The sequence below is a fragment of the Agrobacterium tumefaciens str. B6 genome, from assembly GCF_001541315.1.
Classification (GTDB): Bacteria; Pseudomonadota; Alphaproteobacteria; order Rhizobiales; family Rhizobiaceae; genus Agrobacterium; species Agrobacterium radiobacter.
In genome coordinates, this window is the sequence record NZ_LMVK01000013.1 from 66,885 (window position 1) to 89,961 (window position 23,077).

General features: G+C 59.7%; 21 protein-coding genes. 9 read left to right on the top strand and 12 right to left on the bottom strand.

The features are described from left to right. Positions 1-10 precede the first annotated feature (10 nt). Positions 11-1,570, bottom strand: coding sequence for a TerC family protein (locus tag ASB65_RS13485; RefSeq protein WP_060724247.1), 1,560 nt, complete (start codon positions 1,568-1,570; stop codon positions 11-13). 377 nt (positions 1,571-1,947) lie between these two features. Continuing rightward, positions 1,948-2,952: a DUF1402 family protein gene (locus ASB65_RS13490; protein ID WP_060724248.1), complete on the bottom strand. Its 1,005-nt coding sequence runs from the start codon at positions 2,950-2,952 to the stop codon at positions 1,948-1,950. Positions 2,953-3,183: 231 nt separating this feature from the next. On the opposite strand from ASB65_RS13490, the gene ASB65_RS13495 reads away from it, so the two are divergent. Then, entirely contained in the window at positions 3,184-3,849 is a 666-nt protein-coding gene (locus ASB65_RS13495) for a transglutaminase-like cysteine peptidase (protein ID WP_060724249.1), read from the top strand. A 106-nt stretch (positions 3,850-3,955) separates the two neighbouring features. Here ASB65_RS13495 and ASB65_RS13500 read toward each other — a convergent pair whose 3' ends face one another. The 6 genes from ASB65_RS13500 to ASB65_RS13525 form a co-directional block, all read right to left on the bottom strand. After that, entirely contained in the window at positions 3,956-5,041 is a 1,086-nt protein-coding gene (locus ASB65_RS13500; protein WP_060724250.1) for an ABC transporter ATP-binding protein, read from the bottom strand. Continuing rightward, positions 5,038-5,865 (bottom strand): carbohydrate ABC transporter permease, encoded by an 828-nt coding sequence (locus tag ASB65_RS13505; RefSeq protein WP_060724251.1) that lies wholly within the window; start codon positions 5,863-5,865, stop codon positions 5,038-5,040. The genes ASB65_RS13500 and ASB65_RS13505 overlap by 4 nt, the downstream gene beginning before the upstream one ends. Continuing rightward, positions 5,862-6,764: a carbohydrate ABC transporter permease gene (locus ASB65_RS13510; protein ID WP_003504594.1), complete on the bottom strand. Its 903-nt coding sequence runs from the start codon at positions 6,762-6,764 to the stop codon at positions 5,862-5,864. Before ASB65_RS13510 ends, ASB65_RS13505 begins: the two co-directional genes overlap by 4 nt. A gap of 111 nt (positions 6,765-6,875) precedes the next feature. Then, positions 6,876-8,108 (bottom strand): ABC transporter substrate-binding protein, encoded by a 1,233-nt coding sequence (locus ASB65_RS13515; RefSeq protein WP_060724252.1) that lies wholly within the window; start codon positions 8,106-8,108, stop codon positions 6,876-6,878. Positions 8,109-8,170: 62 nt separating this feature from the next. Next, the gene (locus ASB65_RS13520) at positions 8,171-9,073 is read right to left on the bottom strand and encodes a sugar phosphate isomerase/epimerase family protein (protein WP_003504598.1); all 903 of its coding nucleotides are present in this window, start codon (positions 9,071-9,073) and stop codon (positions 8,171-8,173) included. A gap of 12 nt (positions 9,074-9,085) precedes the next feature. Then, positions 9,086-10,120 carry a Gfo/Idh/MocA family protein gene (locus tag ASB65_RS13525; protein WP_060724253.1) on the bottom strand — a complete coding sequence of 345 codons (1,035 nt, stop codon included), beginning with the start codon at positions 10,118-10,120 and terminating at the stop codon, positions 9,086-9,088. Between the two features lie 138 nt (positions 10,121-10,258). On the opposite strand from ASB65_RS13525, the gene ASB65_RS13530 reads away from it, so the two are divergent. Beyond that, positions 10,259-11,293 (top strand): LacI family DNA-binding transcriptional regulator, encoded by a 1,035-nt coding sequence (locus tag ASB65_RS13530; protein ID WP_060724254.1) that lies wholly within the window; start codon positions 10,259-10,261, stop codon positions 11,291-11,293. 19 nt (positions 11,294-11,312) lie between these two features. Here ASB65_RS13530 and ASB65_RS13535 read toward each other — a convergent pair whose 3' ends face one another. Continuing rightward, positions 11,313-12,191, bottom strand: coding sequence for a hypothetical protein (locus tag ASB65_RS13535; RefSeq protein WP_060724255.1), 879 nt, complete (start codon positions 12,189-12,191; stop codon positions 11,313-11,315). Positions 12,192-12,344: 153 nt separating this feature from the next. Continuing rightward, positions 12,345-13,118, bottom strand: coding sequence for an SDR family oxidoreductase (locus tag ASB65_RS13540; protein ID WP_060724256.1), 774 nt, complete (start codon positions 13,116-13,118; stop codon positions 12,345-12,347). Positions 13,119-13,255: 137 nt separating this feature from the next. Here ASB65_RS13540 and ASB65_RS13545 point away from each other — a divergent pair, with 137 nt between their 5' ends. Further along, a complete protein-coding gene (locus ASB65_RS13545) occupies positions 13,256-14,155 on the top strand; it encodes a LysR family transcriptional regulator (protein ID WP_060724257.1) in 900 nt (299 codons plus the stop codon). 87 nt (positions 14,156-14,242) lie between these two features. On the opposite strand, the gene ASB65_RS13550 is transcribed toward ASB65_RS13545, so the two are convergent. Together ASB65_RS13550 and ASB65_RS13555 are read right to left on the bottom strand one after the other, a co-directional pair. Further along, positions 14,243-14,638, bottom strand: a complete 396-nt coding sequence (locus ASB65_RS13550; RefSeq protein WP_060724258.1) for a cupin domain-containing protein — start codon at positions 14,636-14,638, stop codon at positions 14,243-14,245. Between the two features lie 280 nt (positions 14,639-14,918). Next, positions 14,919-15,989, bottom strand: a complete 1,071-nt coding sequence (locus ASB65_RS13555; protein ID WP_060724287.1) for an IS110 family transposase — start codon at positions 15,987-15,989, stop codon at positions 14,919-14,921. A gap of 435 nt (positions 15,990-16,424) precedes the next feature. On the opposite strand from ASB65_RS13555, the gene ASB65_RS13565 reads away from it, so the two are divergent. The 6 genes from ASB65_RS13565 to ASB65_RS13590 all read left to right on the top strand — a co-directional run bounded on the left by ASB65_RS13565 (position 16,425) and on the right by ASB65_RS13590 (position 23,069). Continuing rightward, the gene (locus ASB65_RS13565) at positions 16,425-17,447 is read left to right on the top strand and encodes a substrate-binding domain-containing protein (RefSeq protein WP_035212759.1); all 1,023 of its coding nucleotides are present in this window, start codon (positions 16,425-16,427) and stop codon (positions 17,445-17,447) included. Between the two features lie 103 nt (positions 17,448-17,550). Beyond that, on the top strand, positions 17,551-19,044 hold the full coding sequence (locus ASB65_RS13570; RefSeq protein WP_060724260.1) for a sugar ABC transporter ATP-binding protein: 1,494 nt from the start codon (positions 17,551-17,553) through the stop codon (positions 19,042-19,044). Further along, positions 19,041-19,985: an ABC transporter permease gene (locus ASB65_RS13575; RefSeq protein WP_060724261.1), complete on the top strand. Its 945-nt coding sequence runs from the start codon at positions 19,041-19,043 to the stop codon at positions 19,983-19,985. Before ASB65_RS13570 ends, ASB65_RS13575 begins: the two co-directional genes overlap by 4 nt. 1 nt (position 19,986) lies before the next feature. Further along, on the top strand, positions 19,987-20,955 hold the full coding sequence (locus ASB65_RS13580; protein ID WP_060724262.1) for an ABC transporter permease: 969 nt from the start codon (positions 19,987-19,989) through the stop codon (positions 20,953-20,955). 3 nt (positions 20,956-20,958) lie between these two features. Further along, the gene (locus ASB65_RS13585; protein WP_060724263.1) at positions 20,959-21,981 is read left to right on the top strand and encodes a LacI family DNA-binding transcriptional regulator; all 1,023 of its coding nucleotides are present in this window, start codon (positions 20,959-20,961) and stop codon (positions 21,979-21,981) included. Between the two features lie 38 nt (positions 21,982-22,019). Beyond that, on the top strand, positions 22,020-23,069 hold the full coding sequence (locus ASB65_RS13590; protein ID WP_060724264.1) for a sugar phosphate isomerase/epimerase family protein: 1,050 nt from the start codon (positions 22,020-22,022) through the stop codon (positions 23,067-23,069). Positions 23,070-23,077 lie beyond the last annotated feature (8 nt).

The window sequence follows — 23,077 nt, forward strand, 5'->3', positions numbered from 1 at the left end:
CGCGCCGGGATCATCCATCGGAAAGGGTGGCGTTCCACACCCGGAGCTTCTCGATGTTTCTGTCGGAGCAGGAGACGATCTCGAACTCGAACCCATCGCCGGCAATACGTTCGCCGACCTCGGGCAGTCGATTGAGGCGCCAGAGGATGTAGCCTGCGATTGTGGAGTAGCGGTCGGCCTCGTCCACCAGATCGATATCCAGGAGATAGGATACCCTTCTGACATCCACAGTGCCATCAAGCAGCCAGGAACCATCCTCCGCCCGTTCGGAAATCTGTGATTCCTCGCCCTCATCCGGAAATTCGCCCGCAATCGCCTCGAGAATATCCGTCGGCGTCGTTATGCCCTGCAACGTACCATATTCATCGATGATGACGGCCATCTGCAGGGGGGATTTTCGCAGCTGTTCCATGACCTGCAGCGCTGTCGCGCTTTCATGCACCACTAGGGGCTCACGCAGCGAGCGCTCAAGGTTCAGTTTTCCGTCATGCAGAAGATCACGCAGCAGATCCCTTGTCGCGGCGACACCGAGGAATGAATCCAGCTTGCCCTGTGCCAGCATCAATCGGGAATGGTCGAGTTCCAGCAGGCGGTGTCTCAGCGTGTCGTGATCGGCGTCGACATCGAGCCAGTCGATCTCCGTTCGTGGCGTCATGATCGAGACGACGGGACGTTCGGCCAGCGTGAGCACACCGCGGATCATGTCCTTTTCCTCGGATTTGAACAGATCGCTTTGCGCTGCCTGCGCGGCGATGACATCGGCAGTCTCACCGAGGGACGGCCGTTCGCCGACCCGGCCGCCCAGAAGCCGCAGAATGGCGTCGGAGGTGCGCTCGCGCATATCGCCGGCGGTGATACGCTTTTCACGGTTACGCCTCCCGAGCTGGTTCGCCGCCTCGATAAGCACGGAAAAGCCGATGGCCGCATAAAGATAACCCTTGGGCAGATGGAAGCCGAAACCCTCGACGATCAGGCTGAAGCCGATCATCAGGAGAAAACCGAGGCAGAGAATGACCACGGTCGGATGTTTCGACACGAAGGCCATCAGCGGCCTGGATGCGGCCATCATCACGGCCATGGCCACGCAGACAGCGGTGATCATCACCCAGAGATTATTGACCATGCCGACGGCGGTGATGACGCTGTCGAGCGAGAACACCGCATCGAGCACCACGATCTGCACGATGACCTGCCAGAAGACCGCATGCACCACTTTTCCCTGCTTCGGCTTCTGGTCACCTTCCAGCCGTTCGTGCAGCTCCATGGTTCCCTTGGCGAGCAGGAAGGCGCCGCCAAGGATGAGGATGAGATCGCGCCCCGAGAAGGAAAAATCCGCGACGGTGAAAAGCGGCCGCGTCAGCGTGACGATCCATGAGATGGAAAACAGCAGCAGGAGGCGCATGATCAGCGCCAGCGACAGACCGACGATTCGAGCCCTGTGGCGCTGGCGCGGCGGCAGCTTGTCGGCAAGGATCGCGATGAAAACGAGATTGTCGATGCCGAGGACGACTTCGAGAACGATAAGGGTGACGAGGCCGATCCATATATTCGGATCTGCGAGGAATTCCATGTTCAGGAGCCTTTATGGGAATGGGTGCGAACGCGCAAAGCCCCGGATGGAACATCCGAGGCTGGAAGTCGTCGCGTTGAGGAAAACAAGAAAATCCGAGGCTGGCTTCGCATTGCGCGAGCCAGCCTCGTTCGGTGTCGACTACTGTCGGTACTGTCGCCTTCGTCAGGCATCGGGTTGATTTATCCCACTGTCAGTGAATTCTTGTGCCGGTCGACCTAACAAATTTCCGGCCGCTGGAAAAGCGATTTTCGATTTTTTGATGCCATGACGATGCGTTTTAGCAATCTTTGCGCGTAAATAAGTGATTATTTCCCGGGAAATGCGCGCGATGTGCGATCTGGGCGATTGCCTGATTGTTTGACGATAAAAAGCCGTTATTGCTTTTTCCCGCCGATATCAGAGGTCGTCCGCTGGTCAATGGCCTTGCCGTCGAGAATGTTTTTCAGAACGTCGAGACGCTCGTTGATCAGCCACCCATAATAGTTTTCGACCGGCAGCAGTTTTTTTGCGCCCGCATCCACGGCAGTCCGCAGACGTTCGGCGCGACGCCTTGGCTGGCCGACATTGTAAAGCGTGGCAGTGATGCCGGGATTGCCGGAAATGTCGAAACCTTTTTCCCTGTAGGCATCGATGGAATCCCTGAGGATGGCGGCGATGTAGATGATGCTGCGGTCGGGATCCATGACGTCACGGTAGATATCTTTCGGCCTGTCCGCCGACAGTTTCGGCAGGCCGCTCGTCCTGTTGACGAGATCGGTCACCTGCAGGGCCGTCAACGGGCTGATCTGGCCAAGGCCGAAGGTCTGTCCGGCATAAAAGGGCTGGAAGAAAGCGCGCTGGAAGGAGATGGCCTCATAGCTCACGCCATCCACCACCTTGCCGCGGAAACTTTCGTCCCAGACGGTATCGCGGCAGCTCCATTGTTCTGACGTGATGGCAAGCGTTTCGCAGGACCGGAATTCCGGCCGCTGGAGAAATGTCTTCAGGGAAACGCCGTCATAGCTGAACTTTATATCGAGTTCGGCGTAGGAAATGGCCTTGATGTAGTAGGTCTGCAGGCGATCCACGGCCGAGACGTTGAACGTATGTTCCCCGACGATGTGGACAGGGTCTATGCCATAGGCCGCTGCGGCCTTCTTGATCTTGCCGAGAAGGGCGGGCTCGCTGTTTAAAAGATCGACCGTCTTGCGGAACTTTTCGTCGTATGTCGTGTACGAGGCCCTGGTGCGGATCGCTGAGGCTCTGGGTATTTCCGGCTGCTCGGCGGAGCGGTTTCCGGGAGGAACGACGGTCACCTGTTGCGCCAGCGCGTAGGAAGGAAGGGAGGCCAGCGTCAGGATGACGGCGGCTGCGCGGGTTGTCTTCGCAAACAGGCTCATGCAGCGTTCTTTGTAGTGTGGATTGTTATCGCGGCGACGGCTCCTTCATAGGCAGGCCGGCCATAGCTGACAAGTTCGCATCGCTCACATTACCGTTGGGAGCCGTTTGATGCGCGTTCTGATCGACGTCCCGCACGATCGAAACCGAAATCCCCGGTTCGTTAAAAATCGAGCTTTTTGTTTCATGTGAACGCAAATCGCCGCCGATAGGTCTGTCGTCAGGAGACGACCATGACCCTTTCCATCAAATTGCTGCAAGCCTGTTTCATTCTGATTGCGACCTGCCTGGCTGCGCCGGTTCAGGCGTCTCCTTTCATGCAGACTGGCAAGATCACGTCGCAGCCTGTCGGCCACTATGATTTCTGCCAGCGGCATCCGGTTGAATGTCAGCCGGTGACGGCCATGCCGCCTCTCACCCTCACCCCCGATGCATGGGCAACGATTGTTTCGGTGAACAATGCCGTTAACGTCGAGATCGACCAGCGCACCGACATGGAGGTTTGGGGTTATGAAGATTATTGGGAATATCCCTACAAGGGTGCGGGCGACTGTGAAGACCTTGCGCTGGAGAAGCGCAGGCGCCTGATGCAGTCCGGTTTTGCTGTTTCAAATCTCCTGATAACAGTGGTGCGAGACGAACGGGGAGAGGGCCACGCCATCCTGACAGTCAGAACCGATCGGGGAGATTTCATTCTCGACAATATGAAGGCGAAAGTTTTGCGCTGGGACGAAACGGCCTATACCTATCTGAAACGCCAATCCACCGATCACGCGGGTCGCTGGGTGGATATAGAAGGGCCCGCTGCGCCGGCAATCGCCTCCCGCGAGGCTGGTCGGGCTACCGCCACCTCCGCGACAGCGCGCCGTAGCTTGTTCGATATCTTCAAATCGCGCTGAAACCACTCACGGCAAGAGCAGGACCGGGTAAGAACAGGTTTGGTGCCCCGGCAAGGACAGCGGGCCGTCATGCGGCCCGCGAGCATAGCCCTTCTACGGATATGGATTATTGTCTCGCAAGGCCAATGCTCGTTGCCTCGTCGAAGAGGTGCATATCGGCCGGGTTGATATCGAGGCCAATGGCTTCGCCAGCCTTGACTGCGCTGCGTCCCTGTACCGCGATAACCAGTTCGGTGGAGCCGCCAAGCGTGAGGAAGGTGGCCGAACCGGTTGTTTCCACGGCGGAAACAGGCAGCGTCAATGCCGCCCCCTCTGCCGCCACCGGGCGGATATGTTCAGGCCTGATGCCGACAATGACATGTTTTCCCGACGGCAGGGCGGCCGGCGCCCTGATCGGCTGCTGTGGATCACCTTCGCCGAACTGCAGCAGAAGCGAAGCGCCGTCCGGACTGACGGTCGCCGGAATGAAATTCATGGCCGGTGAGCCGATGAAACCCGCAACGAAACGATTGACCGGGCGGTCGTAAAGTTCCAGCGGCGTGCCCTGCTGTTCGATGACGCCGTCACGCATGACGACGACATGATCGGCCATGGTCATCGCCTCGATCTGGTCGTGGGTGACGTAGACTGAAGTTGCGTGCAGGCGATCGTGAAGGGCGCGGATTTCCTTGCGCATGTGGACGCGCAGGGCCGCATCGAGGTTGGAGAGCGGTTCATCGAACAGGAAGGCCTGCGGATTGCGGATGATCGCCCGGCTCATGGCCACACGCTGGCGCTGGCCGCCGGAGAGTTCGCGGGGATAACGCTTCATCAGCTTGGAGAGTCCGGTCGTGGCCGCAACCTCTTCCGCCGCCTTGCGGGCCTCGGCCTTGGCCACGCCACGCATGCGTAGCGAATAGGTGAGGTTTTCTTCGACAGTCATATGCGGGTAGAGCGCATAGGACTGGAACACCATGGCCACATCGCGCTTGCGTGGCGGCACGCCGTTCATGAGGGTGCCGGCAATGCGCATGTCGCCGGCCGATATGGTCTCCAGGCCCGCGAGTGAGCGCAGAAGGGTAGACTTGCCGCAGCCGGATGGGCCGACAAGTGCCACGAAGGTGCCCTTCTTGATGGAAAGGTTGATGTTCTTCAGCGCATGGAAGGCGCCGTAATATTTGTTGACGCCTGATAGTTCGATCTGAAGGGTCATTTGAGCGCTCCCGAGGTCAGGCCGGATACGATGCGGCGCTGCAAGAGAATGAAGAGGGCGAGAATGGGCGTCACATACATGGTCGCATAGGCCATGATGTTGTTCCATTCGCTGGTGTTGGGGCCCATGAAGGAGTTGAGGCCGACGCTGGCCGGCTGCAATTCGGCTGCCTGGATGATGGATTTCGAATAGACGAACTCACCGAAGGCCTGCATGAAGATGAGGATGGCGCTGACGAGGATGCCGTTTCTGGCCAGCGGCAGCACGATGTTGAAGAAGGCCCCGACCCGGGAATTGCCATCCACCAGCGCCGCCTCTTCCAGCTCCTGCGGCACGGCCATGAAAGTGGCGCGTACCAGTACGACGAAGAAGGGCATGCTTTTCGCCGCAATGGCGAGGATGACCGATAGCCGCGGATAATCCAGCAATCCGAATTGCGAGAAACCGACGAAGATTGGCGTGATCATCAGCGATGCCGGCAGAACCTGCAGCATGAGGATAAGGAACAGGCCGATATCCACCCAGACATTGCGATACCGCGCCAGAACATAGGCGCAGCCGACGCCGAGAACGGTGATTAGCAGCACTGCGCTGGAAGCGATCAGCACCGAATTCCACAGGTAGCGACCCATGTTGCGGCTGTTCCAGACATAGGCATAGGTCTGCCATTGCGGATCGCTGGGCCAGAAGGACGGCGGATTGGCGAACATCTCCGAGCCGCTTTTGAGCGAAGTCAGATACATCCAGTAGAGCGGGAAGAGGTAAATGATGGCGAGAATGATGGCGATTGCCAGCATCAGGCGATTGCGGTTGGTGATGCTCATCCGCGCACCTCATGCCGTGTCGAGCGCACGTAGACGATGGAGGCCAGCATGACGAAAACGATCATGATGACTGATATCGTTGCGCCCTTGCCGAAATCATATTGCCGGAAGGACAGGTCCCAGGCCCAGTATTGCGCCACGTTGGAGCTGTTGTTCGGTCCGCCATCGGTAATCGCGGCGAAAAGATCGAACTGCTGCAGCGTGAAGATCAGGCCGAGCGAGACGATCGCGCCGATGGTCGAACGCATCATCGGCAGGGTGATGGTGTAGAAGCGCTGCCAGGCATTGGCTCCATCCAGTTCCGCGGCTTCGTAGAGGTCGCCGGGAATGGAGGCGAGGCCGACTGACAGCAGGATCATGTTGAAGGAGGTGCCGAGCCAGATATTGGCGATGACGACGGCCCAGAGCGAAAAATTCGCATCCGAGCGCCAGAAGATATTGCCCGATATCAGGCCGCTTTCCCGCAGGAAGAAATTCAAGACGCCGAAATCGCCCGAGAGAATCCAGTTCCAGATCGCGCCGACGACGAGGCCGGGCATGACCCAGGAGACGAGGAACAGGCCGCGCAGCCAGGTGGCGCCGGGGAAATTTACCCAGAAGAACAGCGCCAGGCCAAAGCCGATCGCGAACTGCCCGGCAATCGAGGCCACGACAAAGGTGACGGTGTTGAAAAGGATCGGCAATGTTTCCGGTTGCCGGAACAGGTCGATATAATTCTTGAAGCCGACGAAGGGGCGCACGAAGGTGCCCAGACTGAACATGTCGACTTCCTGAAAGCTCATGACAATATTGTAGATGAGCGGCAGCCCGGCCATGACGAACAGGAAGCCCAAAGGAAAGGCGACAAGGACGATGTCGAAACCGCGACCGTCACTGACGCTGGAAAACAGTTTTTTCATGAAACATCCTCACAAGCTCCAGTCGGGGCCGCCGCCGCTTGTCGCGACAGGCAGCCCCACCGGGAGGAACCCTTGGGTGGAGGCCGGAGAAACCCCGGCCGCCTGCCCGGATCAGCCTTCGACCAGCTTTATCTTTTCAGCGGCCTGATCAAGCGCAGCCTTCGGCGTCATCTGACCCGAAAGTGCACCCTGGATGGCGTCCTGAATGGCCTTGGAAATCTTCGGCCATTCGGGTGAGGGACCACGCGGCTGCGCATATTTCAGCTGTTCCACGAAGGTCTTCAGCGCCTCATCTTTCAACGCATTGCCGGTGGGCGGAACCGGAATATCCGAACGCGCCGGCAATTGGCCGAAGTTCTTGAACATGTCCTTGTCCTTCGAGGCGAAGAATTCGATTGCCTTGAAGGCCTCTTCCGGATGTTTGGTCTTGGAGAATATCGCCCAGTTATAGTCGCCCATGGCCGAAGACCGTGGGGCGTCGGGTGTGGGCACCGGCAGCAGAGCCACGCCCCAGTCGAACTTGGCGTCCTTCAGCATGCGGTCGATTTCCCATGGGCCGGAAATGACCATGGCGGCATTGCCGGCGTTGAAGGTGGCGGTGGAGTCCCACTGGCTGCGCGTCAGCGTATCCGGCGACGCGAGCTTTTCATCCAGCATCAGCTTCCAGGTTTCGAGCGCTTTTACCGCGCCCTCGGTATTGATGTGCTTGTAGGTCGCGCCTGCCATCTGCGCCCAGGGCAGGAACTGGAACGTACCTTCTTCATTCGCCTTGGCGCTGAAACTGATGCCATAGACGTTCTTCGAGGGATTGGTCAGCTTGCGGGCTGCGTCCACCAGCTCATCCCAGGTCTGCGGCGGTTTTGCCGCGTCGAGCCCCGCCGCCTTGAACAGGTCCTTGTTATAATAAAGCGCAATCGTGTTCGTGGCCTTCGGTACGCCGAAATATTTGCCGTCCCACATTACCGATTTCAGCGGCCCCGGAAAATAATTCTCCGTCTTGATGACTTCAGACTTGGCGATCATGTCGGTTACATCGAGAAAGGCCCCGCGTGCGGCGAACATGGCATGGTTGGGGTTGTCGATGGCGATGATGTCGGGCGCATTGCCGGTCGAATAGGCGCGCATGGATTCGCTCACCACATCATCGAACTGCAATTGCCGGTATTCGATCTTGATGCCGTTATTGAGCGCGTTGAACTCTTTGATGAGGTTCGGCGCGGGCTGGATATCTCGATCCAGCGACCAGAGGGTCAACGTCACATCTTCTGCCTGCGCGGCAATGGTGCCGGCGGATACGCCCGCCAGCAAAATTGCGCCGGCCATCATGCATTTCGCGATACCCATAATCTCCTCCTCTTGGTTATCGTCTCTGCAATTCTCGGAAACCTTCTCCCAAAAGGTTTCCGTTATGTCGGGTCGACGACGAAATCGCCGCCGCGGCATTTTTTCAGATAGTTCAGGCCATGCACCTGGCCCGTCATTTCCAGCGCATCGCGGTAGACCGGGTCATGCCAGCCTTCGATGTCGATGGAGCCGGACCAGCCAGCGAGGCGCAGTTCGGAAATAATGTCCGTCCAGTTGCTGTCGCCGAAGCCCGGCGTGCGCATGAAGACGAATTTTTCCTTGCCGAAAATGCCGTGCTCGCGAATGACGTCCCAGCGGATGGTCGCGTCCTTGCCGTGCACGTGGAAAATCTTGTCCGCCCATTTTCGGATTTGCGGCAGCGGGTCGATCAGATAGACCATCTGATGGCAGGGTTCCCATTCGATGCCGATATGGTCATCCGGCGTTTCGTTGAACATCAGTTCCCAGGCATCAGGGTTGTGCGCGATGTTCCAGTCGCCGGTCTGCCAGTTGCCATCCATGGCGCAGTTTTCAAAGGCGATCTTCACGCCCTTGTCGGCGGCGCGTTTTGCAAGCTCGCTCCAGATTTCCTTATATCGGGGAAGGCTTTCCGGCAGCGGTTTGCCGCGAAGCCGGCCGGTGAAACCCGCAACGCAGGTCGCGCCGAAATGGTGGGCATTGTCGATGCAGTCTTTCCAGCCCTGCAATGTCTCAAGGTCGATCTCGGTTTCTTCCAGCGGATTGCCGAACATGCCGAGCGTGCTGATGGTGATGTCGCGCTCGCCGATCGCGTCAAGGCAGCGCTTGCCGAGCTCGGCAAGGTCCTGACCGTTGGTGGTCTGCCAGAAGAACGGCTCGAAGCTTTCAAAGCCGAGATCGGCGATCTGGCCGATACGTTCGGCCGCCTGGCCCTTGGTGGCGCTGACCATGGTGCCGATGCGGATGGATGTTGCCGGATTGCTCACGTCTTTCAGTCCTTATGCTGCAATTGAAACACGCTGGCCGAGGCGGGCGCTTTCAATCGCGCCGATCACCATGGCAAGGCTGTGGATGTTGTCGAAGGAGGCTGTCTCCGGCATCTGGCCGGTGCGGATGGATTCGAGGAACGAGAGAATGACGCTGGCATGGCCGCGCGTGTCCTTCTCGGAAACGGCTTCGGAAACGTTTACGGTCTTAAAGCCACGCAGAAGCCCCTGTTCGTCGCCGGCCACCGAGGCGGAGAAATTGTCTTCCCCGTCCCACAGGATCATGCCCTTGGAGCCGATCAGCCGCCAGCGCGCTTCCCAGCTGGTCCGCTCGCCTTCGGCGCACCACGAGCCGCGATAGGTGAAGACGACATCGTTGGAAAACTCGAAAATGGCGTTGGCGCTTGCCCCATGGGCATACCAGGAACCGGCCGGGTTCTTCTCCACGCAAAAGACGGAGAGGGGTTTTTCATTGGCGACGAAACGGGCCGCATCGAAGGTGTGGATCGCCATGTCGAGAAGCAGGACGTTCTTCATTTCCTCGCGGAAGCCGCCAAAATGCGGCCCAAGGAAGAAATCGCAATGGATGGCCGTCAGATCGCCGATAACGCCGTCTTCCAGCGCGCGGCGCAGCCGCCGGATACCGGCCACAAACCGCCGGTTTTGCACCACAGCATGAATTTTGCCTGATTTCTTCGCCAGTTCCACCAGCGTTGCGGCTTCCTCCATCGAGGCGGCAAGCGGCTTTTCGCTGAGCACATGGCACCCGGCCTCTAGACCGGCCTCAACCACGGCGAAACGCGCCTGCGGGATGACGATATCAAAAAGGATGTCGGCCTTGGTTTCAGCGAGAACCCTGCGGAGATCCGTGCCGATGACCGCGTCGGTGAGGGCGAATTCTTCGGCCAGCGCGCGGGCCGTGTTCTCGTTCAGATCCACCAGACCGGCGATCTTGATCGCACTGGCGATTTCCGGCGTTGATTGAATGGCGCGCAACCAGCCTTTGGCCATGGCTCCGCACCCGCATAAAACGGCACTAAAAGTCATCTCATCTCCCCGGGCTCTTGGCAAACTCCTCTTTGCGCAGAGCGTCGTAAACGTTTACGAGACTATGCCAATGATGTTAGATATGTCAAGACCGTTAAGGGGCGCACCGATTGCGCGCCGGGCCTGGGAGGGGAGTGCATGAAAGGAATTCGTCAGCTTGCCGATTATCTCGAGATATCGATAGGCACTGTTTCCCGTGCCCTGAACGGCAAGCCGGATGTGAACGAAGAGACGCGGCGGCGTGTTCTCGAAGCGGCGGAAAAGCTGGGTTATGTCGCCAACCAGTCCGGCCGCAGCCTGCGGCAGGGAACCACCAATGTCATCGGCCTGATGACCGGCAGCGACGCGCAGACTGTTGAAAACTCCGACAACTTCTTTCTGGGCGTGACGGATGGTCTGCAAAGCGTGTTTTCCGGACATAATCTCGATCTCATCGTTCTCCCTTGTCCGGGGGAAGAGGATCCGGATGAATATTTGAAGCGCATGGTGGCGCGCCGCATGGTGGATGCGATGATCATTTCCGCGACCCGGCGGACTGACAAACGTGTGGATTTCCTGAAGCAGACCCGCCTGCCTTTCGTGTCGCTCGGACGCACCGCTTCCAGCGACAGTCACGCCTGGATCGACCTCGATTTCGAGGGAGTTGCGAGAAACGCCGTGAACCGCCTTGCCGCTGCCGGGCACCGCTCGATCGCGGTTGCCGTGCCCGACAGCGACATCAATCTCGGTTACGTTTTTCTGGAGGCATACAGGCGCGCGCTGGAAGACAATGGCATCGCCTACGATTCTTCTCTGGTCATCCGGGCGAAATCAAGCGAGCAGGGCGGTTATCACGCCGCCAGCGAATGGCTGCAGATGCGGCCCCGGCCAACGGCGATCGTGCTGATTTACGAATTGATGGCGGTTGGTCTTTATCGCCGGCTCGCGGAAGCGGGCCTGAGACCGGGGCGCGATCTCGCCGTCATCGGCTTCCGCGATGGTCCGCGCGGTCAGTTTCTGGAACCCCGCCTCACCAGTTTCCGCATGTCCCTGCATGATCTCGGCGTGACGGTCGCCCAGACGCTACTATCGACCATGCCGGCCTACGCGCCCTTTTACCCCGATCAGGCCCGCCATTGCGTATGGCCCATGCTTCTGGTGGCCGGCGAGAGCGATCCTGCCCCCGCCGCATAAGGCCGCTGCGCGGGGGGCGTTAAAGCTTGTAGCCGTCAATGCTGACGACGCCGAAAGGATTGAACTTATATTCGTCTTCCTCATACCGGTCGTCGTCGGCGAGGGTGGCGTGACGGCCCTTCACGGCCGCTTCAACGCCTTCACGCGACATTTGCTCGGCAACATCATCCATCAACGCGGCGATCTTTAACTGTTCGGCGTTCGTCGATGGCTGACCTTCGTCTTTTTTGATGAAGCGGACCTGCACATCGGGCAAGCCGATCAGGTGAAACCCGACGCTCGTCATTCCTTCGGCATCGTCTCCTATGGGGCGGCGTGCGAAAGCCAGGCGGCAGGTTCTGGCAAGCGCCATCCCGTCATCGGCGGCCGCCTCGCCACGCGACTGCTCGAAGAGCTGCTTCCAGCGTCTTGCCCCATGGGCGACGCCCGCACTTTCACCCTTCACGGCGACAGCGCCGTGATCGAGCATGTGCTGTACGAATCTGAGGGCATTTGCGGATGTCTTCACGGCTGTTTCGGCATCCATGGGCGGGCTGAGCACGTAAAGCACCGAGCCATGCCCGGCGACGGCTTCTTCATCCTCCGGCTGGTAGGCGTCGGGGTCGACGCGATCCCAGCAGACATTGAACGAGCGCTCCATTCGGTCGTCCGGCTCATCCTGTGAATAATCGTCATCCAGGCTGAAATCCGGCGCAAAATCATTGATGGCGGCGCTGGCGCTCTTCTGGAGCGCTTCCAGCCCATTTTCCGCGCCGAGAAAGCAGAGGATATGCCTTGGCTTGTAACTGGAGCGGGATGCGGCAAAGGCTGCTGGCTTGCTCGATGCTGCGCTGAGAGACGGCCTTGCCAGCACAAGGCCGCCCAGAAATGCGAGAACTCCACGACGCCCTGAATTCATCCGATGCCCCCGGTTTCCATCAACAGGATGACGGGGTTTTACACCGGTGCGTGTATTCCAGGCCAGATGGTGTTTGGTGTTTTTTTGGCATCGGGGTTCCAGGACCAGTCTCATGCCGGGCGGTATCAAGCCGCCGGCGTGATCCGGCGGCGACTATTTTGTGGTGTAACCGCCATTGACGAGAATGGTCTGGCCCGTCATCCACCAGCCGTCGGTGACAAGGAAGCGGATATAGGGAACGATGTCCTCGATGTCGGTGAGACCGGTTTTCGAGAAGCTGGAAAGAGCGGCGGCGCTCTTGTGATAGGCCTGCGCCTCCGGCGTTTCCTGGCCGTAGAAGAACGGCGTGTCCATCGGTCCGGGACCGATTGCCGTCACCGAGATGCCCCGTTCACCAAACTCCTTGGCCGCAGCGCGGGTAAAATGTTCCACCGGCGCCTTGGTGCCGGCATAGCTGGCGTAAAACGGTGTGAAAGCGCCCAGGAGCGAGGTCACGAGCGTGCAGATCTTGCCGTTGTCGCTGACATGACGACCCGCCTGCTGCAGGAAGAAGAAGGCCGACTTGGTGTTGACGGCAGTCATTTCGTCATATTCGGCTTCCGATGTGTCGAGGATCGGTTTTTTCAGCACCTTGCCAACGGTATTGATGGCGATATCCGGGCGGCCGATGGCGGCGACGGTATCGGCAAACAGCTTTTCAACCGCACCTGCCGTGGTGAGATCGGCCTGAAGGGCGACGGCCTCGGTGCCGGCCGCCTTCACGGCGGCCACGGTTGCGTCGGCATCGGCCCTGGTTGCGGCGCTGTTGTAGTGGATGGCGATGGCGCGGACGCCCTGGCCGGCAAAATCGCGGGCAATCAAGCCACCGAGATTTTTTGCGCCGCCAGCGATGATGACGGTTTTGCCCTTGAGAGTATGGTCTGTCATGGGTCGGCCTCCTTTTGCCGTGCTCGGCCACGCTGGTGACCGCTTTCTTTGCAGCAGGATATCGTCTAGCATTTTGTGATAAAGGCGCTCATTCTGATATGACATGTCAGAAAATCCGCACAATAGGGTGTTTTCGGTTGGACCGTATCGACCTGTTCCGCATCTTCACGCGTGTTGTCGATTGCGCAAGCTTCACGCGGGCCGCCGATACGCTCGGCATTCCACGCTCATCGGTTTCGGCAGCCGTACAGGAACTGGAAGGACGTGTTGGTGCACGTCTGCTCAACCGTACCACGCGCAAGGTCTCGCCGACGGAGGATGGTTCGGCTCTTTACGAGCGCTGCCAGCGGCTGATCGCCGATGTCGAAGATGCTGAAAATCTCTTCCGGCAAACGGCGGCGCAGCCTTCTGGCCGGTTGCGGATAAACGTGCCGGGCCGGATCGGTCGACTGGTGATCGCGCCGGCGCTACCGGAATTTCTCGATCTTTATCCGCAGATCGACATCAGTCTCGGCGTTACCGACCGCGCCGTCGATCTGGTGGAGGATAATATCGATTGCGTGCTGCGGGTTGGCCCGCTCAGCGATTCCGGCCTGATCGCACGGCCGATCGGCAAGCTGCCGTTGATCAATGTCGCAAGCCCCGCTTATCTCGCGCGTTATGGAACGCCGAAAACGCCCCATGATCTCTCCCGCCATTGGGCGGTCAACTATGCGTCGCCCTCCAGCGGGCGGGTGGAAAACTGGGAGTGGGTGGAAGGCGAGGCGCTGCATTCGTTTTCCATGCGCGGCCGGGTCACCGTCAACAATGCCGAGGCCTATATCGCCTGCTGTCTCGCCGGTCTCGGCTTGATCCAGATACCTGCCTACGATGTGAGGCCGCATCTGGAGAACGGCGAACTCATCGAGGTGATGCCGGCCTATCGGGCCGAACCGATGCCGATGACGCTGCTTTATCCGCATCGCCAGCATCTGTCGCGGCGGTTGCAGGTCTTTGCGGAGTGGCTGGAGGCCTTGCTCCGGCGACAGCTTCTCTAACGCCGCGGGGCTCGCAGGCGCGTCGGATTTTGCTGGCGCTCCGCACGCTGCTACGGGTCATTCATCCACCGGATCGGCGGAGTAGCGTCATGCGGCGTATTGCTCGTCCGTCACATGTTCCAGCCAGTCCACCACCTTGCCGTCCTTGACCTCCTGAAGCGCGATGTGGGTCATCGCCACATCAGGTGCGGCGCCGTGCCAGTGCCGTTCACCCGGTGCAAACCAGACGATATCACCGGGGCGAATCTCCTCCACCGGCCCACCCTCACGCTGTGCGCGGCCAAGGCCGGATACCACGATCAGGGTCTGGCCGAGAGGATGGGTGTGCCAGGCGGTGCGGGCGCCGGGTTCGAAAGTCACCTGAGCACCCTGCACCCGTTCGGCATCGAAGGGGTTGAAGAGCGGATCGATACGGACCGAACCGGTGAACCAGGCATCCGGGCCTTTGCCGGACGCTCGTGTTCCCGCGCGCAATATTTCCATGGTTGTTCTCCAATGAAAGAACTCAAGGGGCAAAACGCAAGGTTTGCGTGGCATTTCCTTGGGTTCGGTGGTGTTGAGACCGGCATTTCTGCCGATCGGCTAAATCTTCTTCGTTCGCAGGACGGGGCCTATGCCGTCCTGCGGTGCTGAACCATTCTCCAATTCGTGACCCTAACGCCGGCCTGCTTGTCGGCTTCGGTCACAGAGTGGCGTTCGGTTCCCGGCTTCCCATTCTCCTGAAAGAGCGCAGCCCAGACCTGCCGGGCTCGCTAGAACACCATCAGGACAGCCGGGATTTCGTCGACGATGAACCTTCCACACTGTTGTCGCTGCGCCTCTCGTACGGGCGCTGGTCACGCAGGATCTGGAAGGTGATCGCCAAAAGCTTGCGCGCGATCGCGACGCGCGCCTTGTTCACTCCTCTGAACTTCAGATGTTCGTACTGGGCGCGCAGCTGTGGGTCTGTCGCGATGGCCGGCTGAACGGCCTCGACAAAAGCCCAGCGCAACCACTTGTTGCCCTGCCTGATGATCTTGCCGTGGTAAGTCTTGCCGCCCGACGAATAAGTCGAGGGCACAAGTCCGGCATAGGCGGCCAGCTTCTTCGGATTGCGGAAGCGGCTGATGTCGTCGATCTCGGCGTCGATCAGCCTGGCGAAGAACTCCCCGATACCGGGGATGGTCTTCAAAAGCTTCACATTGCCATTGGTCTTCGTCATCGCCCGGATCGTCGCTTCAGACTGTTTGATCCGCTCATTGATGTCGCCGATGAACTCAAGTCCACGATCGATCTGGATGCGATCGATCTCCGACACATTCAGCCCAACCAGTTGTTGGCGCCCTGTCTTGCCGAACAGATCGCCCAGCTTCTTCAACTGTGCCGTCTGCTCCGGGTAGCGGTCAAACACGGTTACGACCCGGTTCCTGGTCATCGTGCGCAGCCGCACATAGAACATCCGCTCCCGAAGGGCGAGGCGCAACTCCCGCACCCTGTCTCCAGGAGCCCAGGCTTGCGGCACCAGATCGGCTCTGAGCAGATGTGCCAACACCGTCGCGTCGATCTTGTCGGTCTTGATCCTGGCGTCGGCGATCGCCTTGACCTTCAACGGGTGGGCGAGAACGACATCTTCACAAATGTCGTCGAGCCAGTCGTACATCACCATCCAGTTGCGGGTAGCTTCCATCACAGCATGGCTATTGTTCCGATATCGCTCCAGAAACGAACCCAGCGCTTGCCGGTCGTTTTTCACCCGCCCGGATCGTAACGTCTTCCCGGCAGAATCCTGCACGACCAGGTGGCTGTAGCTTTTGTGGTAATCCACGCCGATGTGATAATCATAACGGGCAGTCACGTTTTGCACTCCTTCCTTGAGTTCGTCAAAACCCGGGAAAGATAAGCCAAATGGCGCAAAACGTGACTGTCCCACGATTATCTGCATCTCAGAAATCCGTTCTCTCAATGCTGGGAGCAGCATCTTTCATGCCACCTCCTGACTGGTCTCGAGCGGCGATTTGATGTGGGAATTCCCCGCTTGTCCACAGCCGAGTGAAAATCTGCCCGACCGGAAACGCTTATATGCCTCTCGAAAACCCGATGACACGACCGTTCTCGCGTGGTTATCCCGCTCTTCCATATGGGTTTTCGAACGCTGCCAGCCGTCATTTTCCTTCTTTCCGTACGCCGCAATAAAAATCATTCTCGGGATTGACTCAATTATGAAACCGGTTACATTTGCCGATGTAAACGGTTTCATCAGTTGAAAACCGTGCTTGGAGGAGCAAATTTCATGTTTAGACATTTGATGGCTGCCGCCGCTTTGGTGCTGGCGGCCGGCACGTCCGCGCACGCCCAGGAGCAGAGCTTCAAGATCGGTCTTTCCAATTCCTTCGTCGGCAGCGAATGGCGCACGCAGATGATCGAAGAGGCTCAGGCTGCCGCAAAAGCGTGGGGCGAAAAGGGCGTCAAGGTCGAAGTCGTCGTTCAGAGCGGCAATGTCGATGTGCAGGGGCAGATCGGTCACATCCGTAACTTCATGAACCAGGGCGTTGATGCGATCCTCATCAATCCCGGCAGCCCGACGGCCTTCGACCCGATCTTCGCGCAGGCCAAGGCGCGCAACATTCTCGTCATCGCCACCGATGCGGAAGTGTCTTCCAAGGATGCGATCTATGTCGGCATCGACCAGAAGGCATGGGCGGCCCAGTCCGCACAATGGCTTGCGGATGCGCTGAAGGGCAAGGGAAGCGTCGTCGCCATCAACGGCATCGCCGGCAACCCCGCCAACGAAGCCCGCGTCGCCGGTTACCGGGAAGTGTTCAAGAAATATCCTGACATCAAGGTGCTGAACGAAGCCAATGCGAGCTGGGATCAGGCGCAGGGCCAGCAGGCCATGCAGAACCTGCTTGCAACCTATCCCGATATTAGCGGCGTCTGGGTTCAGGACGGCATGGCGGATGGTGCATGGCGCGCCATCGAAGCCGCCGGCAAGACCAAGGACATTGCCGCAACCGGTGAAATCCGCAAGGACTTCATGACCCGTTGGGAAAAGGAAAAGTTCAATTCCGGCGCTTCGGTCAATCCTCCCGGCGTCATGGCCAGCGCGCTCAACGTTGCTGTCCTGAAGCTGCAGGGCAAGGAATTCAAGGACGGCATTTTTGGCGGCACCTATGGCAACGCCATCTACATTCCGATCCCCTTCGTCAGCAACGACAATCTTGCCGACAACATCAAGACTGCAGAAGGCAAACCCGGCTACTGGTCCGTTACGGCAACCGTGACGCCGGAACAGGCGGGCGAGTTCTTCAAGTAATATCCGTCTCGGGCCGGCGGCGAACGCCGGCCCGAACCAGAAATTCGAGCGCGGACCGGGCCTTGGCCATCCGCCTGCGACAGACACAATTCGGGGACATGCGATGGCGAACGCTTTGGAAGCGGCCGGCATAACGAAGAATTTTGGCGCCGTGCGTGCGCTTTCGGACGGCAGGCTGACCGTGGGCCGCGGTGAAATTCACGCGCTCTTGGGCGCCAATGGCTGCGGCAAGAGCACGCTCTGCAAGATCGTTGCGGGCGCGGTCGCGCCGACCAGCGGCACCATCAGGTTCAACGGTGAGGACGTGCGCTTCAAAAGCCCGCGGGACGCCGAAAATGCCGGTGTCGCGCTGTTTTATCAGGAGCTCAGCCTCATTCCGCAGCTTTCCGTTGCCGATAATATTTTCCTCGGGCGTGAGCCGAAACGCGGCGTCTTTGTCGACAGCAAGGCGCTGAAGGCCGAAGCGGGCAAACTGATCGCGCTGTTTGACGGCGTGGCTGGCGAAGGGCTGGAGCCGGATGCGATCGTCGGCACGCTGCCTCCGGATCAGCGCCAGCTTGTCGAAATCCTCAAGGTATTCGCCCAGAATGCCAGCCTGATGATCATGGACGAGGCGACGGCGGCGCTCGATGGCCGCCAGTCGCAGCGCTTTTTCGAGATACTTCGGGCCAAGAAGGCCGACGGCGTCTCCACTATCATGATTTCCCACCGTCTCGATGAGGTCTTTGCCGTCTGCGACCGCATCACCGTGATGCGCAATGGCGCGACGATTTCCGAACTGGATACGGCGGCCACCACCCGCGAGGCCGTCGTGCACGATATGGTCGGCGATGTCCGCGCAGCACCGGCTCGCCAGCAGGGGCGTGCCGCCGCAGTCCCCAGCCTCAAGGTAACGGATGTTGCGGGCGAGGGCGTGCGTGGCGTCAGTCTTGAAGCCTATCCGGGCGAAATCGTCGGTCTGGCCGGTCTGCAGGGGCAGGGACAATCGGCCTTGCTGAAGGGCTTGTTTGGCGCCAGCCCGTTTGCAACGGGGCAAATCCGGTTCGAGGGCAGTGACATTACCATCGGTAAGCCTTCTCAGGCCGTTCATAGTGGTTTTGCCTATGTCTCGGGTGACCGCGGGCGTGACGCGTCGCTTCAGGGCCGGTCGATCTTCGAAAATCTCGTTGCGGCCCTCATGGTGCGCGAAAAGATGCGGCTGATCCGGCCCGCGACGCTGAAGCCGCGCGTGCAGAAGGTCGCGGATGACATGAAGACGAAGTTCGCCGGCCTGGATATGCCGATCGGCACGCTGTCCGGCGGCAACCAGCAGAAGATCTTCATTTCCCGCTGGCTTGCCACCGCACCAAAACTGCTGCTGCTCGATGATCCGACCAAGGGCATCGATCTCGGCGCGAAGGCCGATCTCTTCGCGCTGATGCGGCAGCAGGCCGATGCCGGCGCGACCATTCTTCTCTATTCCTCGGAAGATGCGGAAATCCTCGAATATGCCGACCGCATTCTCGTCTTCAATGGCGGGCGCATCTCCGCGGAACTGACCGGAGCCGACATGACATCCGTAAACATGACCCGCGCCGCTTATGGAGACGCCGCATGAGCTCTTCCGGTTTTCTGCGCAGGCAACCCTGGATCATCACCCTCGTGGTTCTGGCCGTTCTCGTTGCCGTGAACACGTTTCTGCAGCCGTCTTTCGTTCAGCCCTCCGTGCTGCAATCGAACCTGACGACGTTTCTGCCGCTGATTCTGGTGGCCATCGGCCAGACCTATGTCATCCTGGCGGGAGATATCGATCTGTCGGTCGGCAGCATCGTGGCGCTCGCCAATGTCGTTACCGTCAGTGTCATCGCGGCGCTGGGTGGTACGACGGGCGCCGTCTTTGCCGGCATGGCGGCGGGTGCGGCTGTCGGGCTGCTCTGTGGACTGGTCAATGGCCTCTTCATCTCCGGCCTGCGTTTCCAGCCGATTGTCACGACTTTTGCGACAGGCATCATCTTCGCCGGGACGGCGATCTGGGTGCTGCCGCAGGCGGGTCTTCCGGTGCCGGAAGCCTTTTGGCAGACCTATTCCGGCAGCTTCATCGGCGTGCCCTTCGTGCTGTGGGTGCTCGTGGCCGGCATCGCCTTCACGCTGATCGTATCGCGCATTCCGTTTCACACGCATCTCCTGGCGGTCGGCGGCAATCGCACCGGAGCCTTCCAGACGGGCCTGCGCCTCTCCGGCATCCGCATTGGCGCCTACATGATCTCCGGGCTGTTTTCGGCGCTGGCGGCGCTCTGCCTCACCGGCGAGACGGCCTCGGGCGATCCGCTTCTCGGCGCAAGTCTGGCGCTCTCCTCCATCTCGGCGGTGGTCTTGGGCGGCACTGCGCTTTCCGGCGGCTTCGGCAGTTCGACCGGGTCGATTGCGGGCGCACTCGTGCTTGGCATGATCGGGAATGTGATTTTCTTCGCGGGCTTGCCCTTTGAGTACCAGACACTGGTGCAGGGTTTGATCGTGCTGACGGCTCTTGCCGGCGGTGTTCTGGTGACGAGGCGTTGATATGACCAATCCCGGCTTGCAACTCAAAACCCTTCTCACCGATCCTCTGACCATTGCCATTGGCACGTCCGCCTTCCTTTTGCTGGTCGGGGAATTGCTCTCGCCCGGTTTTGCACAGGGCTCGCAGATCGTGCGGTTGCTGACCATCGCCGCCATTCTCGGCATCGTCGCGGCGGGGCAGAACCTCGTCATCCTCGGCGGACGCGAAGGCATCGATCTTTCCGTTGGTGCGATGATCTCGCTCGGCGCGGTCCTTGCCGGCAACATGATGAACGGCCAGAATGCCGGCATTCCGCTTGCCATTCTCGTTGCGGGCGGCATTCCTTTCCTGATCGGCCTCATCAACGGCCTCGGCATCACCTTCGTGCGTATTCCGCCGCTGGTGATGACGCTCGGCATGACGGCGGTCATTCAGGGCGGTCTGGTGGTTTATTCGCAGGGCGTTCCATCAGGTGCGGCGGCACCGCTGCTGGCGGGCTTCATCAACCGTCCGTTCATCTTCGGCATTCCCGGCGTGCTCTTCGTCTGGCTGGGCATCGCCGCGATCATGCTGTTCGTGCTGCGCCGCACGGCCTTCGGTTTCGCCATCTATGCCATCGGCTCGAATGAGAGAGCGGCGACGCTCACCGGATTGCCCGTCTCCCTGATTCGCACGCTGCTTTACGGCCTGTCCGGCCTGTTTGCCGGGCTGACCGGGGTCTGCGTCATCGGTTACACCGGCACGTCCTTCATCTCCGTTGGCGACCAATATGTGCTTCCGTCGATCATCGCTGTCGTCATCGGCGGCACCTCGCTTGCAGGTGGTGCGGGCGGATATGTCGGAACCATGGCCGGGGCAGTTGCGCTCACCATTCTGCAAAGCGTACTGATAACGCTCAACCTCGATGTATGGGCACGGCAGATCATATTCGGTGTCACGTTGCTAGCGCTGATGCTGCTTTATGGCCGCCAAAAGCAGTTGCGTGTGTGACAGATGAGCAAAGACCAAGGTTCGAATATCAGGGAAGTTGCAGCTCTCGCGGGCGTTTCGATCGCGACCGTATCACGGGCGCTGCAGCAACCCGACAAGGTTCGCCCGGAAACCCGGAAGAAGGTTTTCGACGCCGTCCGGCAGGCGAACTTCGTTCCCAATGCGCAGGCGGCGAGCTTCCGGCGTCAATCCAACAACACCGTCATCCTTCTCGTTCGCGATATCGGTAACCCGTTTTATCTCGAAATCTACAAGGGTGTGGAGGAAGCGGCCGGCGAAGCGGGTTTCAAGGTGCTGATGGGCGATGCTCGCAACGACGAGCACCGCGTGGCGACCCATATCGACATGGTGCGCCAGAAACATGCCGACGGCCTGATCCTGATGACTGGCCAGTTCCCGTCCGAGCTTCTCGATCAGGGCGATGCGCTGCCGCCGATTGTCATTGCGTCGGAGACGGTGCCCGGCCTCGCGCTGCCGACCGTCAAGGTCGATAACCGCGCCGCCTCCATCAACGCCATGCGCTACCTCATAGAGGCCGGACACAAAAGGATCGTGCATCTGGCCGGTCCCGTGCCGGAAAGTCTGGCGCAGGAGCGTTTCGACGGTTACCGCGATGCACTTGCCGAGGCCGATATTGCTTATGCCGACGAACTTGTTGTGACGGGCGATTACAGCATCGAGGCCGGCCGTCAGGCGATTGCAGGTCTTCTTGAAAATGGCATTGCCTTCACCGCGATCTTCGCATCGAGCGACCAGATGGCGATCGGTGCGATCAGCGAGTTGCGGGGCAGGGGCCTGTCGGTTCCGTCCGATGTCTCGGTCATCGGCTTCGACGACATCATCTTCGCCAATGCCTTCGAACCGCCGCTGACGACGGTGCGCCAGCCCCGGCAGGAGATGGGCCGCAAGGCCATGGCGCTGATGGTAGACCGGCTGAACGGCAAACGCACGGCCGAAACCATCGTGCTGGATACGGAACTGGTGGTGCGCGGCTCGGTCGCGCCCTGCCGCCCGCCGCACCGGTAGCGGCCAGTCGGAATTGTGAATGCAAGGAGTGTAAGGACATGAAGACGATCAAAGGCCCGGCGATTTTCCTCGCGCAATTTGTCGGGGACGAAGCCCCCTTCGACACGCTCGACAATCTCGGCCAATGGGCGGCTTCCCTCGGTTACAAGGGCATTCAGGTGCCGACCGATCCCAAGCTCTTCGATCTCGAGAAAGCCGCCGCCTCCAAGGGTTATTGCGACGATATCAAGGGCCGTCTCGCTGAGATAGGCGTCGAGATCACCGAGCTTTCGACACATATTCAGGGTCAGCTTGTGGCCGTTCACCCGGCCTATGATGAAATGTTCGACGGTTTTGCACCGGCCGAACTGCGCGGCAAACCGCAGGCGCGGCAGGAATGGGCGGTCAACCAGCTGAAGTGTGCGGCGAAGGCGTCGCAGCATCTTGGCCTCAAAAGCCATGCGACTTTCTCCGGTGCGCTCGCATGGCCGTTCGTTTATCCGTGGCCGCAGCGTCCGGCTGGTCTTGTCGAAATGGCCTTTGCCGAACTCGGCAAGCGCTGGACACCCATTCTCGACGCTTTCGAGGAGAATGGTGTCGATCTCTGCTATGAACTGCATCCGGGTGAGGATCTGCATGACGGCGTCACCTTCGAGCGTTTTCTTGACGCCACCGGCAATCATGCGCGCGCCAACATCCTCTACGATCCCTCGCATTTCGTGCTGCAGGCGATGGATTATCTCGATTTCATCGACATCTATCACGAGCGTATCCGCGCCTTTCACGTCAAGGATGCCGAGTTCAATCCGACGGGCCGCTCGGGTGTTTATGGCGGTTATCAGAGCTGGGTCGACCGGCCGGGACGTTTCCGTTCGCTGGGCGACGGGCACGTGGATTTCGGCGCAGTCTTTTCCAAGCTCACCCAATATGATTTCGACGGCTGGGCGGTGCTGGAATGGGAATGCGCGCTGAAGCACCCGGAAGACGGCGCGCGTGAGGGCGTAGCCTTCATTGAAAACCACATCATCCGCGTGACCGAGCGGGCTTTCGACGATTTCGCCAAAAGCGGCGTCGATGATGCCGCCAACCGTCGCCTTCTCGGACTTTGAAAGGGATA